General features: G+C 62.8%; 16 protein-coding genes, 2 tRNA genes and 1 pseudogene. 9 read left to right on the top strand and 10 right to left on the bottom strand.

Annotated elements, in window-relative coordinates; genetic code table 11:
• Positions 1–173: 173 nt before the first annotated feature.
• From CK219_RS01520 to CK219_RS01510, 3 genes are all read right to left on the bottom strand, one after another.
• Entirely contained in the window at positions 174–848 is a 675-nt protein-coding gene (locus CK219_RS01520) for a protein-L-isoaspartate O-methyltransferase (RefSeq protein ID WP_095765003.1), read from the bottom strand.
• 92 nt (positions 849–940) lie between these two features.
• A tRNA-Cys gene (locus CK219_RS01515) sits at positions 941–1014 on the bottom strand.
• 163 nt (positions 1015–1177) lie between these two features.
• Positions 1178–1438 carry a hypothetical protein gene (locus CK219_RS01510; RefSeq protein WP_095765002.1) on the bottom strand — a complete coding sequence of 87 codons (261 nt, stop codon included), beginning with the start codon at positions 1436–1438 and terminating at the stop codon, positions 1178–1180.
• 208 nt (positions 1439–1646) lie between these two features.
• Between CK219_RS01510 and CK219_RS01505 the strand changes: the two genes are divergently transcribed.
• Positions 1647–1721: transfer RNA gene (locus CK219_RS01505), tRNA-Asn, on the top strand.
• Between the two features lie 337 nt (positions 1722–2058).
• Here the strand turns inward: CK219_RS01505 and CK219_RS01500 are convergent.
• On the bottom strand, positions 2059–2346 hold the full coding sequence (locus CK219_RS01500) for a hypothetical protein (RefSeq protein WP_095765001.1): 288 nt from the start codon (positions 2344–2346) through the stop codon (positions 2059–2061).
• 251 nt (positions 2347–2597) lie between these two features.
• Here CK219_RS01500 and CK219_RS01495 point away from each other — a divergent pair, with 251 nt between their 5' ends.
• The 5 genes from CK219_RS01495 to CK219_RS01470 all read left to right on the top strand — a co-directional run bounded on the left by CK219_RS01495 (position 2598) and on the right by CK219_RS01470 (position 8027).
• Entirely contained in the window at positions 2598–2855 is a 258-nt protein-coding gene (locus CK219_RS01495; RefSeq protein WP_176476901.1) for a hypothetical protein, read from the top strand.
• Positions 2856–2879: 24 nt separating this feature from the next.
• Positions 2880–3650: a hypothetical protein gene (locus CK219_RS01490; RefSeq protein ID WP_140840505.1), complete on the top strand. Its 771-nt coding sequence runs from the start codon at positions 2880–2882 to the stop codon at positions 3648–3650.
• A 1045-nt stretch (positions 3651–4695) separates the two neighbouring features.
• A complete protein-coding gene (locus tag CK219_RS01480) occupies positions 4696–5913 on the top strand; it encodes an HlyD family secretion protein (RefSeq protein WP_245340366.1) in 1218 nt (405 codons plus the stop codon).
• Positions 5910–7526 (top strand): DHA2 family efflux MFS transporter permease subunit, encoded by a 1617-nt coding sequence (locus CK219_RS01475; RefSeq protein ID WP_095764999.1) that lies wholly within the window; start codon positions 5910–5912, stop codon positions 7524–7526. The genes CK219_RS01480 and CK219_RS01475 overlap by 4 nt, the downstream gene beginning before the upstream one ends.
• A gap of 69 nt (positions 7527–7595) precedes the next feature.
• The gene (locus CK219_RS01470) at positions 7596–8027 is read left to right on the top strand and encodes a cupin domain-containing protein (RefSeq protein ID WP_095764998.1); all 432 of its coding nucleotides are present in this window, start codon (positions 7596–7598) and stop codon (positions 8025–8027) included.
• 42 nt (positions 8028–8069) lie between these two features.
• Here the strand turns inward: CK219_RS01470 and CK219_RS01465 are convergent, their stop codons facing one another.
• The 3 genes and pseudogenes from CK219_RS01465 to CK219_RS32530 form a co-directional block, all read right to left on the bottom strand.
• Complete coding sequence (locus CK219_RS01465) at positions 8070–8525, bottom strand: carboxymuconolactone decarboxylase family protein (protein WP_095764997.1); 456 nt, start codon at positions 8523–8525, stop codon at positions 8070–8072.
• An 87-nt stretch (positions 8526–8612) separates the two neighbouring features.
• Positions 8613–9068, bottom strand: a complete 456-nt coding sequence (locus CK219_RS01460; protein WP_095765564.1) for an SRPBCC domain-containing protein — start codon at positions 9066–9068, stop codon at positions 8613–8615.
• Between the two features lie 33 nt (positions 9069–9101).
• Positions 9102–9287: pseudogene (locus tag CK219_RS32530) on the bottom strand (SRPBCC domain-containing protein); the annotation flags it as partial.
• A 189-nt stretch (positions 9288–9476) separates the two neighbouring features.
• Here CK219_RS32530 and CK219_RS01450 point away from each other — a divergent pair.
• The 3 genes from CK219_RS01450 (at position 9477) to CK219_RS01440 (ending at position 11305) form a co-directional block, all read left to right on the top strand.
• Entirely contained in the window at positions 9477–10232 is a 756-nt protein-coding gene (locus CK219_RS01450; RefSeq protein ID WP_245340365.1) for a copper homeostasis protein CutC, read from the top strand.
• On the top strand, positions 10232–10741 hold the full coding sequence (locus CK219_RS01445) for a GNAT family N-acetyltransferase (protein ID WP_245340364.1): 510 nt from the start codon (positions 10232–10234) through the stop codon (positions 10739–10741). Before CK219_RS01450 ends, CK219_RS01445 begins: the two co-directional genes overlap by 1 nt.
• Positions 10742–10816: 75 nt before the next feature.
• Entirely contained in the window at positions 10817–11305 is a 489-nt protein-coding gene (locus CK219_RS01440; protein WP_095765562.1) for an SRPBCC family protein, read from the top strand.
• Here the strand turns inward: CK219_RS01440 and CK219_RS01435 are convergent, their stop codons facing one another.
• The 3 genes from CK219_RS01435 to CK219_RS01425 all read right to left on the bottom strand — a co-directional run bounded on the left by CK219_RS01435 (position 11306) and on the right by CK219_RS01425 (position 15798).
• Positions 11306–12328: an acyltransferase gene (locus CK219_RS01435; RefSeq protein WP_095765561.1), complete on the bottom strand. Its 1023-nt coding sequence runs from the start codon at positions 12326–12328 to the stop codon at positions 11306–11308.
• Between the two features lie 206 nt (positions 12329–12534).
• Positions 12535–13332, bottom strand: coding sequence for a xanthine dehydrogenase family protein subunit M (locus tag CK219_RS01430; RefSeq protein ID WP_095764995.1), 798 nt, complete (start codon positions 13330–13332; stop codon positions 12535–12537).
• A gap of 120 nt (positions 13333–13452) precedes the next feature.
• Positions 13453–15798, bottom strand: a complete 2346-nt coding sequence (locus CK219_RS01425) for a xanthine dehydrogenase family protein molybdopterin-binding subunit (protein ID WP_095764994.1) — start codon at positions 15796–15798, stop codon at positions 13453–13455.
• Positions 15799–15814: the final 16 nt, after the last annotated feature.

Here is a 15814-nt window from a genome sequence, read left to right as displayed (position 1 = left end):
TTCGTTTTGCATGGGAACCACGCCACGCCAACCTACCCTTACGGATCGGCCAGCGCCGCGTTGTTTATCGTTCCCCCGCTGACGGCCTCCCAAAAACACCCGGTTAACCAAATCAGCAACGATTGTCAGGCGCAAGCGATCATGACAGCGCCTTCGCTGCAAGGCAAAAACGCTCAGAATTCAAATGCGTGAGCACGTTCGAAGCCCGGTAGTGGCTTAATTGCCGCATTAAAGGCACGCCTTCCGGTTACAACCCCCCCTGCCTTGACAAACAGCCGGGCCACGCCAGAGTTGCCACGCCCTTCGACCGCAACCAGGCGTCCATCTTCCGCGAGCTGGTCAAGCAATGCCTGCGGCACTTCCTCGACGCTGCCGCCGATGAAGATGACATTGTAGGGCCCTTTGGCGGCCTGCCCTTGGGGCAGCGGCCCGGTAACGACCGTGACGTTTTGGCAGCCAAGGCTGGAAAGTGTTGATTTCGCGGCCTCCGCCAGCGCTGCATCGCTCTCCAGCGCGACGACGGAACGCGCGAGCCTGGACAGCAACGCGGCGGAATAGCCGGTGCCGCAACCGACATCGAGCACCGAATCGCTCGCGTCGATCTCGGCCAGCTGCAAAAGCTTGGCGAGCGGCGACGGCTCCATCAGGTAGCGTGCGCCGCTGCCATTGGCGCCCTCGGAAATGCGGATGTCTTCGTCGATATAGGCCAGATCCTGCTGTCCGGCGCCGACAAAGGCCTCGCGCGGAACGCTCAGCATCGCTTCGATGAGCGGCGCGCTGGTCACGTCTGTGGTGCGGATCTGGCCGTCGACCATTTTCACGCGGCGTTCGGAGAAATCAGCGTTCATGTCCCAACAATCCGCTCCCCGCGCCAGGCGCGCGGCCAAAACTTCAACCGGAACCCCGCTCCGGCGCGATTGCGCTGGAGCCCGCAAGCATCTGGAGGCCTCGCCCGGAATCGAACCGGGGTGCAAGGATTTGCAGTCCTCTGCGTAACCACTCCGCCACGAGGCCTCGCAATGCTCCCGGCGTTCCGAGCGAACTCATTATGTTGGCGCTCAAAGGTCGTCAAGCGCTCGCGCGTCATTCCCGGCGCTTTCGCATCGAGCGCCAAAGTGGTGATTACCAATCGGTTTCATGGGTCCGGAATCACTGCGGCGGAGGCCGCCCCGTGCTCTCAGTCGGGCCGCCGCCGGCGTTCCCACCAGACGACGAAACGCCGCCGGTGGCGTCGGATCATCGCGAATTCATAGGATAGAACCAAGAGACCGAGCGGAATCATCCAGAAACCGAGAATCGGCAGAAAGCCCAGAAGCCCGCCGAGCGTAAGCAGCATGCCGATCGCGATTCGCCAGCCGCGCGAGCGCGGCATGGTGAACTCGCGGCCGAAGATCGAAATCTTCCGCGCCGGGGCGTTGTCATCATCCGCTGCGGTCATTCAAGCCAAATCCCATCTGCTGCCTAAGCCATATCAAGACGACAACCAGCCGCCTTGTTCCGCGCCGGTGTGAAGCCCTTCATATGTGGGCGCGCCGAACGATGGCACAAATAGCCGCATCAAAAACTGGAGAAAAATTGCGAAATGCTTCTTTGCAAAGCCGAAAGGTGTTTGCTATAGGCTGCGCCACTCACGTCAGAGCCTCCGTTCCCCGGTAGCTCAGTGGTAGAGCAACCGGCTGTTAACCGGTTGGTCGCTGGTTCGAATCCGGCCCGGGGAGCCAAGTTCCACTCGGAACGCCTTGTATCTCGACGTTTTCAAAGCCCGGCCTTTCCCCAGCGGTCCACATTCCGGCACGCTCGAGGTTCAACCTCAAGGTAATGTCCGTCAAGCGCATCCACGACTGTACCGAAACCGTCTGATTGTTGTCCGTTTCCAGATGCTGGCGATGCAGAATTGAGGGCAGGCGCCCGCCAAAAAAACCCGCCGCCATGGCAAGCCAGCGGGTTTTAAACGGCGGCCGCATCCATGCGGAATCGACCGCCTCAACCCGTCACCCGAGCGCATTGGGATCATTCCCTAGCGGGAGAACGGTGTGATGTGCTCATAGAGGGGAGGCTTCAGCCTCCCATCTTCTTGGCCATCGCGCAGAAGTCCGCGTGCGCCTTGTTGATGGTTGCGTCGCCGCAGTCTTTCAAAATCGCTGTACGCTCATCCGGCTTCATGGCCATCCAGGCAGTCTTGAAATCCGCCTCGGTTCTCAATGTTTTCATGCCAGCGTCGGTGAAGAACGGCGACATCTTGGCCGGGTCGTCGAGCGCGGACGTGCCGGTGCTACTACCGGCCATCGCGGCACTACCCATCATTGCGAGCGCAACTGCGCTCATGCAGAGCATCTTGATTTTCATTTGAATATCCTCCGGTTAGGTCCCAATGAAATGTGACCGCGACGAAAGAACGCGCAGTCATTCGAGACGTTCCCACGCGTTGCAAACAACCAAGGCGGTTGCGCCCGAATTACAGTGACGGTGCAGCCTCACATTGCTCCAGGAGCGCTGGCTCTGATCATTAGCCACCGTAATTCCGCCAAATCTGAAGCCTGGCATCTCGATTGCTCACCAATTGAACTAACGCAGACAACGACGTTAGGCCCAACGGAATGGGCATTCAGTCCAAATTGCTGGTCTTCACGAGGCCAAATAACCTTGCGAAGGAAAGGCAGGGGCAAATGGCCTGGAAACGAGCGATTGCTGTCAAAGACTGGTCTTGCGCCATGAGTGACGAGATTGGCCGCGTGGTCTTGGCCATAAACTCGACCGAAGGTGAAACGACCTACGTTCTGATGACAACCTTCCAGGCGGCGAAAATGGCTCAGGAGCTGCGGTCGCCGAAGATGGTCCCCCGATACGACATGTAGCCAGTCCAGCGGGGTTCCTAACGCATGATTGTTGAATTCGCAGGTCCGGCTGGGTCAGGCAAAACGACATTTGCGCATGCGCTTTATGAACAGTTGCGGGCTCACGGACACCCTGCACGAATTGTTCTCACTGACCGGCGGGTTGTTCACCGATCCATGCTGGACCCCGGCGGCATTGTCACTGCGATGTGTCGAGTCGCTCGCGCGGCTGCACGCTCGATTGGCATGGCCTGTCGCCCATCCGCAAATGCCGTCGACTTCAGAATTCGCGCAAACCTGGTGCACACACTGCCTCCCAGAAACGTGATCTGGCGCATCAGGCTAAGTCAATACGTTCTCCGCCTTGCCCGCGCATGGCGCCAATCTGCCGCGAGCGAGGAAATTCTTATTTTCGACGAAGCCTTCGTTCAGGCGGTTTCGATGCTCGCCTGCTTCAGTGGAACAGCAGATGAGACGTGCCTTGCACACGCGCTGGATTTCATCCCGGAGTCGGACGTGGTGGTTAGAATCGACGCCTGCGAGCAACTTCTCATCGAGCGGCTTGACCGGAGACAGAAGAGCCACACCTTTGCCGAGCGTTTGTTCGAAACCGGATTGGACAAAAGGCTTCAGTCGGCCACCGTCGTGGCGCGCGTATGCGGCTTGCTGACGGCACGCGGCCGGTCGATCATTGACGTCGACGCCAACAATCAACGTGCACTAACGCTGGCGATCGACGAAATCGAAGAGGAAATCTTGGCGAGGTACAAACGCAGCTTGCACTCAGCAGCCTATCCGCCAATCCCGTTGGATTGAGTGGCGGCCTACAACGGACTTCCATTCACCGTCGGCGAAGACGGCTGCAGCCGCCAAACGTCTACACCCGCACGGGCAGTTCGGTCACCGTAGTTCCAGGAACAACCGTCGATTTATTGGCAAGGCGGGTCTTGGTTCCCACTGGCTGGCTAGGCATCCTCCATTCGTATGGCAAGAATCTTGGGTCGGGCTGATAGGCTCGATCTCAGCCGGAGCGTTGCGAGCCTTGCTGGTCAGGCCCGGCCTGACTGGTTCTACCCCGCCAGCCTTGCCGGGCCGCTTCGCCGAGGTGACGGCCCGCTGTCGTCGCCGGCTAGGCCTCGTCCTCTTCGATCCCAATGCTGTCCCGATCGCCACGGACCTTGTTCCGATCCTAGCCGTTGGTTTTGTTGGGCGGCAGCATTTTCGGATTTCGCGTTGCTTGTCCTTGCGCGGTTTGGGACCGGGCAGATCGCGCGATGATTTAGGGTCGATTGAGCTTATCCCCGCGGTCGAACAGAATGCCAACGGTAGGCGGGCCCGAATGTCCTGTTGTGGGATGCAGCCGCCTGACTTGTAAGCGTTCGTCGCTGCTTGCCAGGGCCGGCGGCGCCGGCGCGAGGCTAGCAAGCCAGGTGGCTTGGGAGCGCGGCGGTTCGCCGTCGATGTCCGTCGTCGCCTTCATTCAACAGTTCCAGCAGCGCGGTACAATCGATCAGATCGTGAAACTGGGCGCTTGGGTCAAGCCGAAGGCAGGAGCCGTAAGATCGCAGGCTTCGCAGCCCCTGCATTTTTTGCAGCCTCGCCCGACGTTCCGCTTCTCCCGGCAATGGCCGAGTTGAGCTTTTGTCCTTTTCCATCGGAGACTGCATGAGCAGCCCCTCCCTGACGTTTCGGTCGCAGCGACGATCCTATTACTCGCGCAGCGACGCTGCCATCATCCATTTGCAGGCCAATGCCTCCGGCGGGACTGAGGTGAACCCGGCATCCGGCGACAGGAACCTTTGCGGAAAACACCCGTTGACCCTGCTGCGAGAGGGGTCGACGATATCTGGGATCCGTTGCCTTGGACGCAAAAACTGACAGAAAAGAGCGCGAAACCGCTCCCGCCGAAGAATCGCGTGCTCAGCCGCGGTCGGATCGGCAGCAACGCCCGCCGGGCGACGACAAGCGCGTCGAAGACAGACCCGTAGAAGACAAGCGCGACGACGAGCAGGCGCAAGACAGGCAGGCGAATGACGGTTCGCCCGACGGCAACAAGCCCGGTCTCATCAAACGCCACCCCTACATAGCGACGCTCATCGCGATCCTCGTCTTGTTGGTCGTCGCGGCGGTGGTGATCTGGTGGATCAACGCACGGCACTATGAATGGACCGACGACGCCTTCATCGACGCGCGAACGGTAACGGTCGGCGCGGAAATTGCCGGGCGCATCACCGACGTTGCCGTGACCGACAACCAGCCGGTCGAGGCCGGCGCCGTGCTTCTGCGCATCGACGACAGCGACTACCAGGCCTCGCTCAAACAGGCACAAGCCGGCGTGGAGGCGGCGCAGGCCGAGATCGCCAATGTCCAGGCCCAGACCCAGGCGCAGAACGCCAAGATCGATGTCGCCGGAAAGCAGGTGGCCCAGGCGCAGGCCGCGTTCGAATTCGCCAAATCCGAGGACCAGCGCAACCGTGAGCTGCTCGCCAAGGGCACGGCAACGCAACAACAGGCACAACAGGCCGCTTCGACCTTGCGCCAGGATCAGGCAGCGCTCGATGCCGCCAACGCCAACATCGAGGCGGCGAAAAGCCAGGTTGCGGTTCTGCAGGCACAAGGCAAGAGCGCCGAGGCCAAGCTTCGGCAGGCTGAAGCCACCGAGGATCAGGCCAGGACCACTCTCGCCCGCACGATGATCACGGCGCCCGTGGCGGGCCATGCCACCAACATCACGGCGGCGAAAGGCACCTATGCGCAGCCCGGCCAGGTGCTGATGATGTTCGTGCCCAAGGACGTCTGGGTGAAAGCGAATTTCAAGGAGACGCAGCTCGACCTGATGCGGCCGGGCCAGCCCGTCGACATCGCCATCGATGCCTATCCGGAAAAGACCTTCCATGGCCATGTCGACAGCGTCCAGGCCGGCAGCGGCACGGCGTTCAGCCTGCTCCCGGCCGAAAACGCCACCGGCAATTTCGTCAAGGTGGTGCAGCGCGTGCCGGTCAAGATCGTCTTCGACCAGCCGCCCGGCGTCTATCTCGGTCCCGGCATGTCTGTGGTGCCGACGGTCAAGCTCAGATGAGCGATGCCGCAACAGTCCAGGGCGACCAAAGCCGGTCGGCGGCCGGCGGGCGTAATCCCTGGCTCATCGCGATCGTCGTCTCGATCGCCACCTTCATGCTGGTGCTCGACACCTCGATCGCCAATGTCGCGCTGCGCAACATTGCCGGCAGCCTGGCCGCCGGCATGGATGAAAGCACATGGGTGATCACCACCTATCTCGTCGCCAACTCCGTCATCATCCCGGTCAGCGGCTGGCTCGCCAGCGTCATCGGCCGCAAGCGCTATTACATGATCTGCGTGGCCACGTTCACGCTCGCATCGCTGCTGTGCGGGCTGGCCCCCAATCTGCCGACGCTGATCGCCTTCCGCATCCTGCAGGGACTCGGCGGCGGCGGCATGGCGCCGAGCGAGCAGTCGATCCTCGCCGACACTTTTCCGCCGGAGAAGCGCTCCCAGGCTTTTGCCCTCTATGGCATTGCGGTCATCGTTGCGCCAACGGTCGGCCCGACCATCGGCGGCTGGCTGACGGACAATTTCTCGTGGCATTGGATCTTCTTCATCAATGTGCCGTTCGGCATCATGTCGCTGGCGCTCGTGCAATGGCTGGTGATCGAGCCCGACATTCTCGAGCGCGAGCGCCGCGAGCGGCTGAGCAAGGGGCTGAAGGTCGACTGGATCGGCTTCATCCTGGTGGCGATGGCGCTCGGTTGCCTCGAAGTCTTTCTCGATGAGGGCCAGCGCAACGACTGGTTCGCCTCGACCTTCATCACCATCTTCGCCGTGATCTCGGCGGTGTCGTTCCTGCTGCTTGTTCCTTGGGAGTGGACGAGGCGCGATCCGATCGTCGACATCCGCCTGCTTTTCAGCCGTCAGTTCGGCATGTCGTTCCTGGTCATGATGGCGGTGGGCGCGGTGCTCTTCAGCACCACCCAGCTTTTGCCGCAGCTGCAGCAGACGACCTTCGACTACACCGCCACCCTATCCGGCCTGTCGATGATGCCGGGCGGCATCGCCATGCTGATGCTGATGCCGATTTCGGGCTTTGCCGCCGGTATCGTTCAGCCGCGCTATCTCATCATGCTGGGCATGTCGGTGGTCGCGGTCGCGCTCTGGCACACGACTTCGCTGACACCCGATGCCAGCTTCGGTTTCTTCGCCTATGCGCGCGTCTATATGATGATCGGCCTGCCGTTCCTGTTCATCCCGATCTCGACCGCCGCCTATATCGGCCTGCCGCCGCAGAAGACCGATCAGGCGTCCTCGCTGATCAATGTCGCGCGCAACCTCGGCGGCAGCATCGGCGTGTCGCTGTCCAACACGGTGATTGCCCAGAACGCCCAGTTCCATCAGTCGGTGCTGGTCAGCCACACTGCACAGTCGAGCGACACCTATCAGCAGACGCTTCGCCAGGTAACCGACCATTTCGTCGCCGAAGGCTCGCCGCTGGCCGAGGCCAGGCAACAGGCCGTGGGTTGGATCGGCCAGGAGATCGGCCGCCAGGCTTCGCTGCTCGCCTACGTCGATGTCTTCTTCTATTGCGCGGTAGCGACGGCGCTGCTCGTGCCGCTCGCCCTGCTGTTGCGGCCGCCGAGGCCCGGGGCAGCCAAACGGCAGGACAGTCCCGCCGTGTGACAGAGCCGCTTGCAAAAGGATGCTTGTGCGTCAATGTCGGGCGATGGTGCGGCAAATTTGGAGGGGACTATGCGCAACATCACAATATCGGCACTGCTGGCGATAGCCGCCGTCTACGCGACCGCGGCCAACGCTTTGGGCAGCGGCAACACGCCGGTCGTGGTGACGCCGCTGGCGGCGAAGACGACGACCGCATCGGGCCAGCCGATCACGCTGCCGCAAAAGAATGTCGAGGTTCAAGTCTCGTCATACCAGATAGCCCCCGGCGCTACCCTGCCGGTGCACAAGCACCCCTTCCCGCGCTATGCCTATGTCGAGCAAGGCACGCTCAGGGTCGCCAATGTCGAGACCGGTGCCGCCAACACCTACAAGACCGGCGACTTCATCGTCGAGATGATCGGCCAGTGGCACCAGGCCACCAATATCGGCACCGATCCGGTAAAGCTGCTGGTGATCGATCAGGTCGAGCAAGGCGCCAAGAACACGATCCTGAAACAGTAGCCGGCGAGAGGCCCGCTTCGGAGCGGGCGCCCTCCTCCCACCTTATCCCCAAGCGCCCACGGGTTGCCGCGTGGTGGCGTTCAGGCGGTTGAACGCATTGATCAGCGCGATCTGGATCACCAGGGCGGCGAGCGCCTTGTCGTCATAGTGGCGCGCCGCTTCGTCCCAGACGTCGTCCGGCACCGCATCGGAACGGTCGGCCATGCGCGTCGCTGCCTCTGCAAGCGCAAGCGCCGCGCGTTCGGCTGCGGTGAAATAAGGCGTCTCCCGCCATGCCGACACGGCGAAGATCCGCTCGTCCTTCTCGCCGGCCTTCTTCAATTCACGCGCATGCATGTCGACGCAGACGGCACAGGCATTGATCTGGCTGGCACGCAGATGAACGAGCTTGCGCGTCACATAAGGCAAGCCGCCGGCTTCGGTCGACTTGTCGAGCGCCAGCAGCGCCTGCAGCGCGCCGGGAATGAGCATCACCGGGTTCTTCAATCTTGCTTCCATCGTCGGTCTCCTTCAGACGTTTTTCTGCGAGCCCTGGATGCAGACGCATCAGGGGACTTGCACCACATGCCGGCGCAAATGTCGGGATCAGCCCGGCCGAGCGGCAACCTGCTCAAGCCGCTCCAGGATGCGCGGCCAACCGCTTCCCATGCCTTTGTAGCCAGGCTCGTCCTGCGGCCTGAAGCCGGATTGCTCCATCCGTACCCGGGTGGCATCGCCTTCTGGCGTCAACGACCATGTTACCACCGTCTTCAGGCCACTGTCGGACTCGCTGCCGTCGCCCCAGCTGTAGGCGAGCAGCCTTGGCGGTTCGACCCTCAGCACCACACAGTTCGTCACGCCCGACCAGCCGGGCACGGGCTTTGCGCGAAAGGTGAAGCGATGGCCTTCGACCGGCGCGAAGTCGTTCTCCATCAGCCATTCGGCAACGAGATGCGGAAACGTCAGCGCACGCCAAATCTTGTCGGCGCCGTGTGGAATGAGCCGCTCGACAACGATCGATTTGGTTTCATCCTTCGTCGGGTCTTTGGCGATACCGTCCATGGCATCCTCCTCGTCCAATTGTTCCAACAATTTCAGCAAAGCCGCGAGACAGCGCTTCCAGTGACGGCTGGCGCGTCGATAGCTCTGCGCATCACGCGGCCTGAAGCCCGATTGTTCCACGCGCAGATGGGTGCCGGTTTCGGTCGGCGTCAGCGTCCAGGTGACGACAGTCCTCAGGCCGGTCTTTGTGCGATCCTCTTCACCATCTCCAGGCGGCACGCCGTCCTTCCCATTACATCAATAACTCACCAGCTATGGGTCATATATAACCTGACAGTTATGAATGTCAACGGCATTCTGCACCAAGCCCCGATAATCACCGCCGGACCCTGGATCGATCGTTGCGGCTTTCGCGGCAATCGCCGCGATGCTAGGGCTGGCGATCTGTTGAAATATGGATGGACATTGGTGACCCACGCCCGACTCCCCCTGATCGAAATTTGCGTCGAAGGCATTGACGGGCTGCTCGCCGCGCAGGCCGCCGGCGCCGACCGGGTCGAGCTCTGCGCCAGCCTGATCGAAGGCGGCATCACACCGAGCCTGGGCACGGTGCGCGCCGCGCTCGAAAGCGCGACCATCCCCTTCCATGTCATCGTGCGACCGCGCGGCGGCGATTTCCTTTACAGCGAGGCCGAATACCGCTCGATGCTCACCGATGTCGAAGCGCTGCGCGAGCTGGGCGTCGCCGGGGTCGTCGTCGGATGCCTGACCGCCGACGGCGCCATCGACGAGGCGCGCATGAGCGCACTGGTTGAGGCTGCCGGCCCGCTCAACGTCACCTGTCACCGCGCCTTCGACATGACGCGCGATCCGGCCGAGGCGCTCGAAGCCTTGATCCGCTGCAAGGTCGGCCGCGTGCTGACCAGCGGCCAGCGCGACACGGCGGTCGAAGGCGTCGGGCTTCTGGCGGAACTCGTTCGCCAGGCCGGCTCGCGCATCATCATACTCGGCTGTGGCGCACTCGCCCCCGACACGATCGGCGAGGTCCGCAGGCGTACGGGACTGACCGAGATGCATTTTGCAGCACTTGCGGACGTGCCGAGCGCCATGCGCTACCGCAACCCGAATGTCGGCATGGGCGGTAACGGCGTCGACCGCGAATACCGCAACACGGTGACCGACCAAGCCAAGGTGGCGGCGATGATCGCGGCCGCGAGAGGCTGATGGCGCAAGTGATGAGCAAGGAATTGCTGCCGATCGAACGCGTCTCGCCCGCCGACGAGCCCGCCATCCTCGCGCTCAACAACGAGCATGCGGCGGAGCTGTCCTGGCTCGAGCCGGAACGGCTTTCCTTCCTGCTCGGCGAGGCTTTCTACACCCGCCGGATCGGCGCGCTCGAAGCTTTCATCTTAGGCTTCGACCAGGACGCAAGCTACGACAGTCCGAACTTCCTCTGGTTCCGCGAGCGCTATCCGCGCTTTGTCTATGTCGACCGCGTCGTCGTAGCGGCAGACGCTCGCGGCCGTGGCCACGCCCGACGGCTTTACGAGGATCTGTTCGAGCATGCCCGGCGCGCCGGCCACGCGATCGTCACCTGCGAGGTCAACGCCGATCCGCCCAATCCGGCCTCCGACGCCCTCCACGCAGCGCTCGGCTTCGCCGAAGTCGGCGATGCGGTGATCCACGGCGGCAAGAAGTCGGTCCGCTATTGGGCGAAGCCCATCGTCGCCTGAAGATGCCTCCGAAGCCGCTGGCAAGGAAAACAAGCCGCAGCTAATATGGCCGTTCCGCTGGTTGGGGGCGACGTCATGGCGAGCAATGTCTTCCGCTTCGACGAAAGCTGGGACATCCCTGAAGGCACGCCGCAGGAAGTTTGGGACGTGCTGTCGGACGCCCAGCTTCTGCCGCTCTGGTGGGGCGATGCCTACAAGGAGATCGAGCCGCTCGACAGGAAGGGCAAGGGCGTCGTCGGTGCGCGCGCCAAAGCGAGAGCGCGCGGCGCCCTGCCCTATGAGCTGAACTTCATCATCGAGGCCGCCGAGCTCGACCCCGGCCGGCTGGTGGTGGTGAAGACCTTCGGCGATTTCGACGGCCTGTGGCGGGCGGAGCTGTCGCCGTCCGGAGCAGGCACCCATGTCGATCTGGTTTGGCAGGTCACGGTCGAGAGGCCGATCCTCAAACTTCTGGCGCCGATTCTGAGATCAGCCTTCGCCTGGAACCATCGCTGGACCACGCCGCGCGGCGAAGCCGGGCTCCGCCGCTACCTCGCCGCGCAACGAGCGACGAAACCTGCTTGATCACCAGTTTCGGTTGAGCCAGCCGCGGGCGGGTTTCTCGACCATGTAGTAGCTCGCGAGCGCGCAGGCGAACACGGCCGCCAGCATCGGGATTGTCGCGCTGCCGCGCTCATCGACGAATTTGTAGAAAGGCTGCTGCCAGAGATAAAGCGAATAGGACCAGAGCCCCAGCATCACCATCGGCCGCGACGACAACGGCCCCGTCAGGTAGCCGCCCGCGAAGTCGAGCGTGTTGACGGCGAGCGCCAGCAGCGGCACGCCGACAAGATAATGGATCGTGGTCGGCACCGGATCGAGGAACAGCAACACGCCGCCAACCGCCGCCGCAAGCGCCACATGTTGGTTTTGCAGGAAAGCCGGCAGGCGCCCGTCGGCCTTGAGCAGGCAGATCGCCGCCGACAGCAGGATCGAGGCGATATGCACGTCGCTCCGCCAGTAACTGGTCTCATAGCCCATGCCGAGAATGCCGTACGAAATAGCGCCGTTGGTCATTGCCAGCAGCGCCAGCACCACCAGCAGCCGCACGACATTCGCCCGACCGGTAACCACCACGCTGATCAGCGCCAGCAGGATATAGGAATGCTCCTCGACGCAGAGCGACCAGATGTGGTCGAGCGCGCCGGCGCGGGTGATCAGGACGCCGGCGTAATTATAGGTGAAGGTCAGCGCCGTCAGCGCCGCTTTCCACTTGAAGGCGATGAAGGTTCCGGTCAGGCCGATCATGGCGGCAATCACGAACATTAGCAGCGCTGGATAGATGCGCGAGAAGCGGCGCTTGAAGAATTTCTTCAGCGGAAAGCGCTCGATGAACAGGATTTCGCCCATCAGCCGGCCACTCAGCACGAAGAAGAACTCGACGCCGAGCACGCCGAGATTGAGCCCTGGGACCGGAAAGAAATGGCCGACCAGCACCATGGCGATCGACAAGCCTCGCCAACCGTCGAGATAGGCCAGTCTTGCTCTGGCTTCCCTGTCGGTCGCGGCCCGCGGCAGGACAACGGACGCTGCGGAGATGTCGGTCATACCGTGCCTTCGCGACTCGAGGTCCGCATGCGAAACATTGCCCGCAGCCTGGACCATCTGGTATTCCCGCCGGATTTATTTTGCAGTGCGGGATAACTTTGTGCAAGTGCGAAGCCGCAATTCGACAGGCGTTTGCGCCTAAACCGTTGCCGCAGCGAAAGAAAAAGGGGCCGCGAGGCCCCTTCTTTCATGCATGGCGTCGCCGTTCAGGCGTTGGCTGCGGCCACGGCGCGCTTGGCCATCACCGCGATCAAATTGGCGCGGTAATCGGCGGAAGCATGGATATCGCTCATCAGCCCCTTTGCCGACACTTTGAGGTTGCCGAGCGCCGCGACATCGAAATTCTTCGCCAGCGCTGCCTCGATTTCCTTGGAGCGGAAGACGCCGTCCTCGCCGGCGCCTGTCACTGCCGCCCTCACCCCGTCCTTGCCCTTGGTCACGAACACGCCGACGATGGCGTAGCGCGAAGCCGGGTTGCGGAATTTCTGGTAGGCCGCCTTGGCGGGAGCGGTAAAGCTCACCGCCGTGACGATCTCGCCGTCCTTCAGCGCTGTCTCGAACAGGCCCTTGAAGAACTTGTCCGCCGCGATCTCGCGCTTGTTGGTGACGATCGTCGCGCCCAGCGCCAGCAATGCCGCCGGATAGTCGGCCGCCGGATCGTTGTTGGCGATCGAGCCGCCGATCGTGCCCTTGTAACGCACCGCCGGGTCGCCGATCAGCGATGCCATATGTGCAAGCGCCGGGCAGGCCTTCCTCAGCTTCTCGTCGGTGGAGACGTCGTAATGCGTCGTCGCGGCACCTATGGTCACGGCCTTGCCGGACACCTTGATGCCCTGCAGGTCCTTCAGCCGCGAGACGTCGACGAGGTCCGACGGTGCCGCGAGCCGCGTCTTCATCGCCGGGATCAGCGTCATGCCGCCGGAGAGCAGCTTGGCGTCGCCGTTCTTCAGCAGCCTTGCGGCGTCGGCGACGGAGGAAGCGCGATGGTAGTTGACGGAATACATGTCTCTTTTCTCCCTTCGGGGAAAAAGCGAATAGGGAGTAGCGAATAGCGAGTAGGATTACTTATTCGCCGCATCGCTCTCCTCTTCCCTGTTCGCTACTCCCTATTCGCTATTCGCTTTTCAATGCTTCGCCCGAATGGCCGACCAAACCGTGGCGGGCGACGCCGGCATGGCGATGTCGACGACGCCGAGCGCATCCGTGATGGCGTTGATGACCGCCGGCGGCGAACCGATGGCGCCGGCCTCGCCGCAGCCTTTGACGCCGAGCGGATTGCCCGGGCATGGCGTGTTCGACGTCGAGACCTTGAAGGACGGCAGGTCGGCCGCGCGCGGCATGGTGTAGTCCATGTAGCTTGCCGTCAGGAGTTGGCCGCTGGCGTCGTAATGCGCGCCTTCCAGCAACGCCTGGCCGACGCCCTGAGCGATGCCGCCATGCACCTGCCCTTCGACGATCATCGGATTGATGATGTTGCCGAAATCGTCGGCCGCGACGAACTGGATGATCTCCGTCATACCGGTTTCCGGATCGATCTCGACCTCGCAGATGTAGCAGCCGGCCGGGAAGGTGAAGTTGGACGGATCGTAGAAGGCCGTCTCCTTTAGCCCGGGCTCCATGCCCGCCGGCAAATTGTGGGCGGTGTAGGAGGCAAGCGCCACCTGGAACCAGGGCAGGCTCTTGTCGGTGCCCGCGACCTTGACCTCGCCATTCTCGATGACGATGTCGCCCTCGTCCGCCTCCAGCAGATGCGCGGCGATCTTCTTGGCCTTGGCCTCGACCTTGTCGAGCGCCTTGACGATGGCCGACATGCCGACGGCGCCGGAACGCGAGCCGTAGGTGCCCATGCCCATCTGCACCTTGTCCGTGTCGCCATGCACGATCGAGACGGAGTCGATCGGCACGCCGAAGCGCTGGGTGACCAGTTGCGCGAATGTCGTCTCATGGCCCTGGCCATGGCTGTGCGAGCCGGTGAGCACCTCGATCGTGCCGGCGGCATTGACGCGCACCTCCGCCGATTCCCAGAGGCCGACGCCGGCGCCGAGCGAGCCGACCGCCGATGACGGCGCCAGGCCGCAGGCCTCGATATAGCAGCTCATGCCGATGCCGCGCAGCTTGCCCCGGTTGGCGGCGTCGGCGCGGCGCTTGGTGAAGCCGGCATAGTCGGCGGCTTTCATCGCCGCATCGAGCGAAGCGTTATAATCGCCGGCGTCATAGTTCATGATCACCGGCGTCTGGTGCGGGAAGGACGTGATGAAGTTGCGGCGTCGGAGTTCCGCCGGCGACACGCCGAGCTCGCGCGCCGCGGTCTCCATCGTGCGCTCGAGCACATAGGTGGCCTCCGGCCGCCCTGCCCCGCGATAGGCATCGACGGGCGCCGTGTTGGTGTAGACGGCGCGCACATTGGCGTGGATCGCCGGGATGTTGTACTGGCCCGACAGCAGCGTCGCGTAGAGATAGGTCGGCACGCAGGACGAGAACAGCGACATATAGGCGCCGAGATTGGCTATCGTATCGACCTTGAGGGCGGTGATGCGGTTGTCCTTGTCGAAGGCCATTTCTACCGTCGAGACATGGTCGCGGCCATGCGCGTCCGACAGGAAGCTCTCGGTGCGGTCGGCCACCCATTTCACGGGAACGCCGGTCTTCTTCGATGCCCACAGGCAGACGATCTCTTCCGGATAGATGTAGATCTTGGAGCCGAAGCCGCCGCCGACATCGGGCGCGATCACGCGCAGCTTGTTTTCCGGCGCGACATTGTAGAAGGCGCTCATCACCAGTCGCGCGACATGCGGGTTTTGCGACGTCGTCCAGCAGGTATAGTGGTCTTCCGCTTTGTCGTAGTGCCCGAGCGCCGCGCGCGGCTCCATCGCATTCGGCACCAGCCGGTTGTTGACGATCTTCATGCGCGTGACATGGGCCGCGGACTTGATCGCCGCGTCGGTCGCCTTAGCGTCGCCGAGCTCCCAGTCGAAGATCAGATTGTTCTCGGCCTCGGCATGGATCTGCGGCGCGCCGGGTTGGATCGCCTTCGTGGCATCGACCACGGCCTTCAGTTCCTTATAGGTGATCTCGACCGCTTCGGCCGCATCGCGCGCCTGGCCCTTGGTTTCGGCGACGACGACCACCACGGCGTCGCCGACATAGCGCACCTTGTCGACAGCGAGCGGCGACCACGCGCCCATCTTCATCGGCGTTCCGTCCTTGGAATGGATCATCCAGCCGCAGATCAGATTGCCGATGCCGTCGGCCTTGAGCTCCTTGCCCGTCAGGACGCCGACGACGCCCGGCATGGCCTGCGCCTTCTTAACGTCGATTTTCTTGATCTGCGCATGCGCGTGCGGGCTGCGCACGAATACCGCATGCTTCATCCCGGGGACCACCATGTCGTCGACATAGCGGCCGCCGCCGGTGATGAACCTCTTGTCTTCCTTGCGCGCCACGCGGGCGCCGACGCCTTCGATACCCATTGCGGAAATTCCTCCG

This window comes from Mesorhizobium sp. WSM4313 (assembly GCF_002294725.1).
Lineage (GTDB): Bacteria > Pseudomonadota > Alphaproteobacteria > Rhizobiales > Rhizobiaceae > Mesorhizobium.
This window is presented reverse-complemented; position numbering and strand designations above follow the sequence as displayed.

Excerpts from the sequence above, each read along its gene's own strand:
- CK219_RS01460 (WP_095765564.1), bottom strand. The coding sequence starts at position 9,068 with ATGGACGGTATCGCCAAAGACCCGACGAAGGATGAAACCAAATCGATC.
- CK219_RS01470 (WP_095764998.1), top strand. The coding sequence starts at position 7,596 with ATGCGCAACATCACAATATCGGCACTGCTGGCGATAGCCGCCGTCTAC.
- CK219_RS01425 (WP_095764994.1), bottom strand. The coding sequence starts at position 15,798 with ATGGGTATCGAAGGCGTCGGCGCCCGCGTGGCGCGCAAGGAAGACAAG.
- CK219_RS01440 (WP_095765562.1), top strand. The coding sequence starts at position 10,817 with ATGGCGAGCAATGTCTTCCGCTTCGACGAAAGCTGGGACATCCCTGAA.
- CK219_RS01490 (WP_140840505.1), top strand. The coding sequence starts at position 2,880 with ATGATTGTTGAATTCGCAGGTCCGGCTGGGTCAGGCAAAACGACATTT.
- CK219_RS01520 (WP_095765003.1), bottom strand. The coding sequence starts at position 848 with ATGAACGCTGATTTCTCCGAACGCCGCGTGAAAATGGTCGACGGCCAG.
- CK219_RS01510 (WP_095765002.1), bottom strand. The coding sequence starts at position 1,438 with ATGACCGCAGCGGATGATGACAACGCCCCGGCGCGGAAGATTTCGATC.
- CK219_RS01495 (WP_176476901.1), top strand. The coding sequence starts at position 2,598 with ATGGGCATTCAGTCCAAATTGCTGGTCTTCACGAGGCCAAATAACCTT.
- CK219_RS01500 (WP_095765001.1), bottom strand. The coding sequence starts at position 2,346 with ATGAAAATCAAGATGCTCTGCATGAGCGCAGTTGCGCTCGCAATGATG.
- CK219_RS01465 (WP_095764997.1), bottom strand. The coding sequence starts at position 8,525 with ATGGAAGCAAGATTGAAGAACCCGGTGATGCTCATTCCCGGCGCGCTG.
- CK219_RS01445 (WP_245340364.1), top strand. The coding sequence starts at position 10,232 with ATGGCGCAAGTGATGAGCAAGGAATTGCTGCCGATCGAACGCGTCTCG.
- CK219_RS01435 (WP_095765561.1), bottom strand. The coding sequence starts at position 12,328 with ATGACCGACATCTCCGCAGCGTCCGTTGTCCTGCCGCGGGCCGCGACC.
- CK219_RS01475 (WP_095764999.1), top strand. The coding sequence starts at position 5,910 with ATGAGCGATGCCGCAACAGTCCAGGGCGACCAAAGCCGGTCGGCGGCC.
- CK219_RS01430 (WP_095764995.1), bottom strand. The coding sequence starts at position 13,332 with ATGTATTCCGTCAACTACCATCGCGCTTCCTCCGTCGCCGACGCCGCA.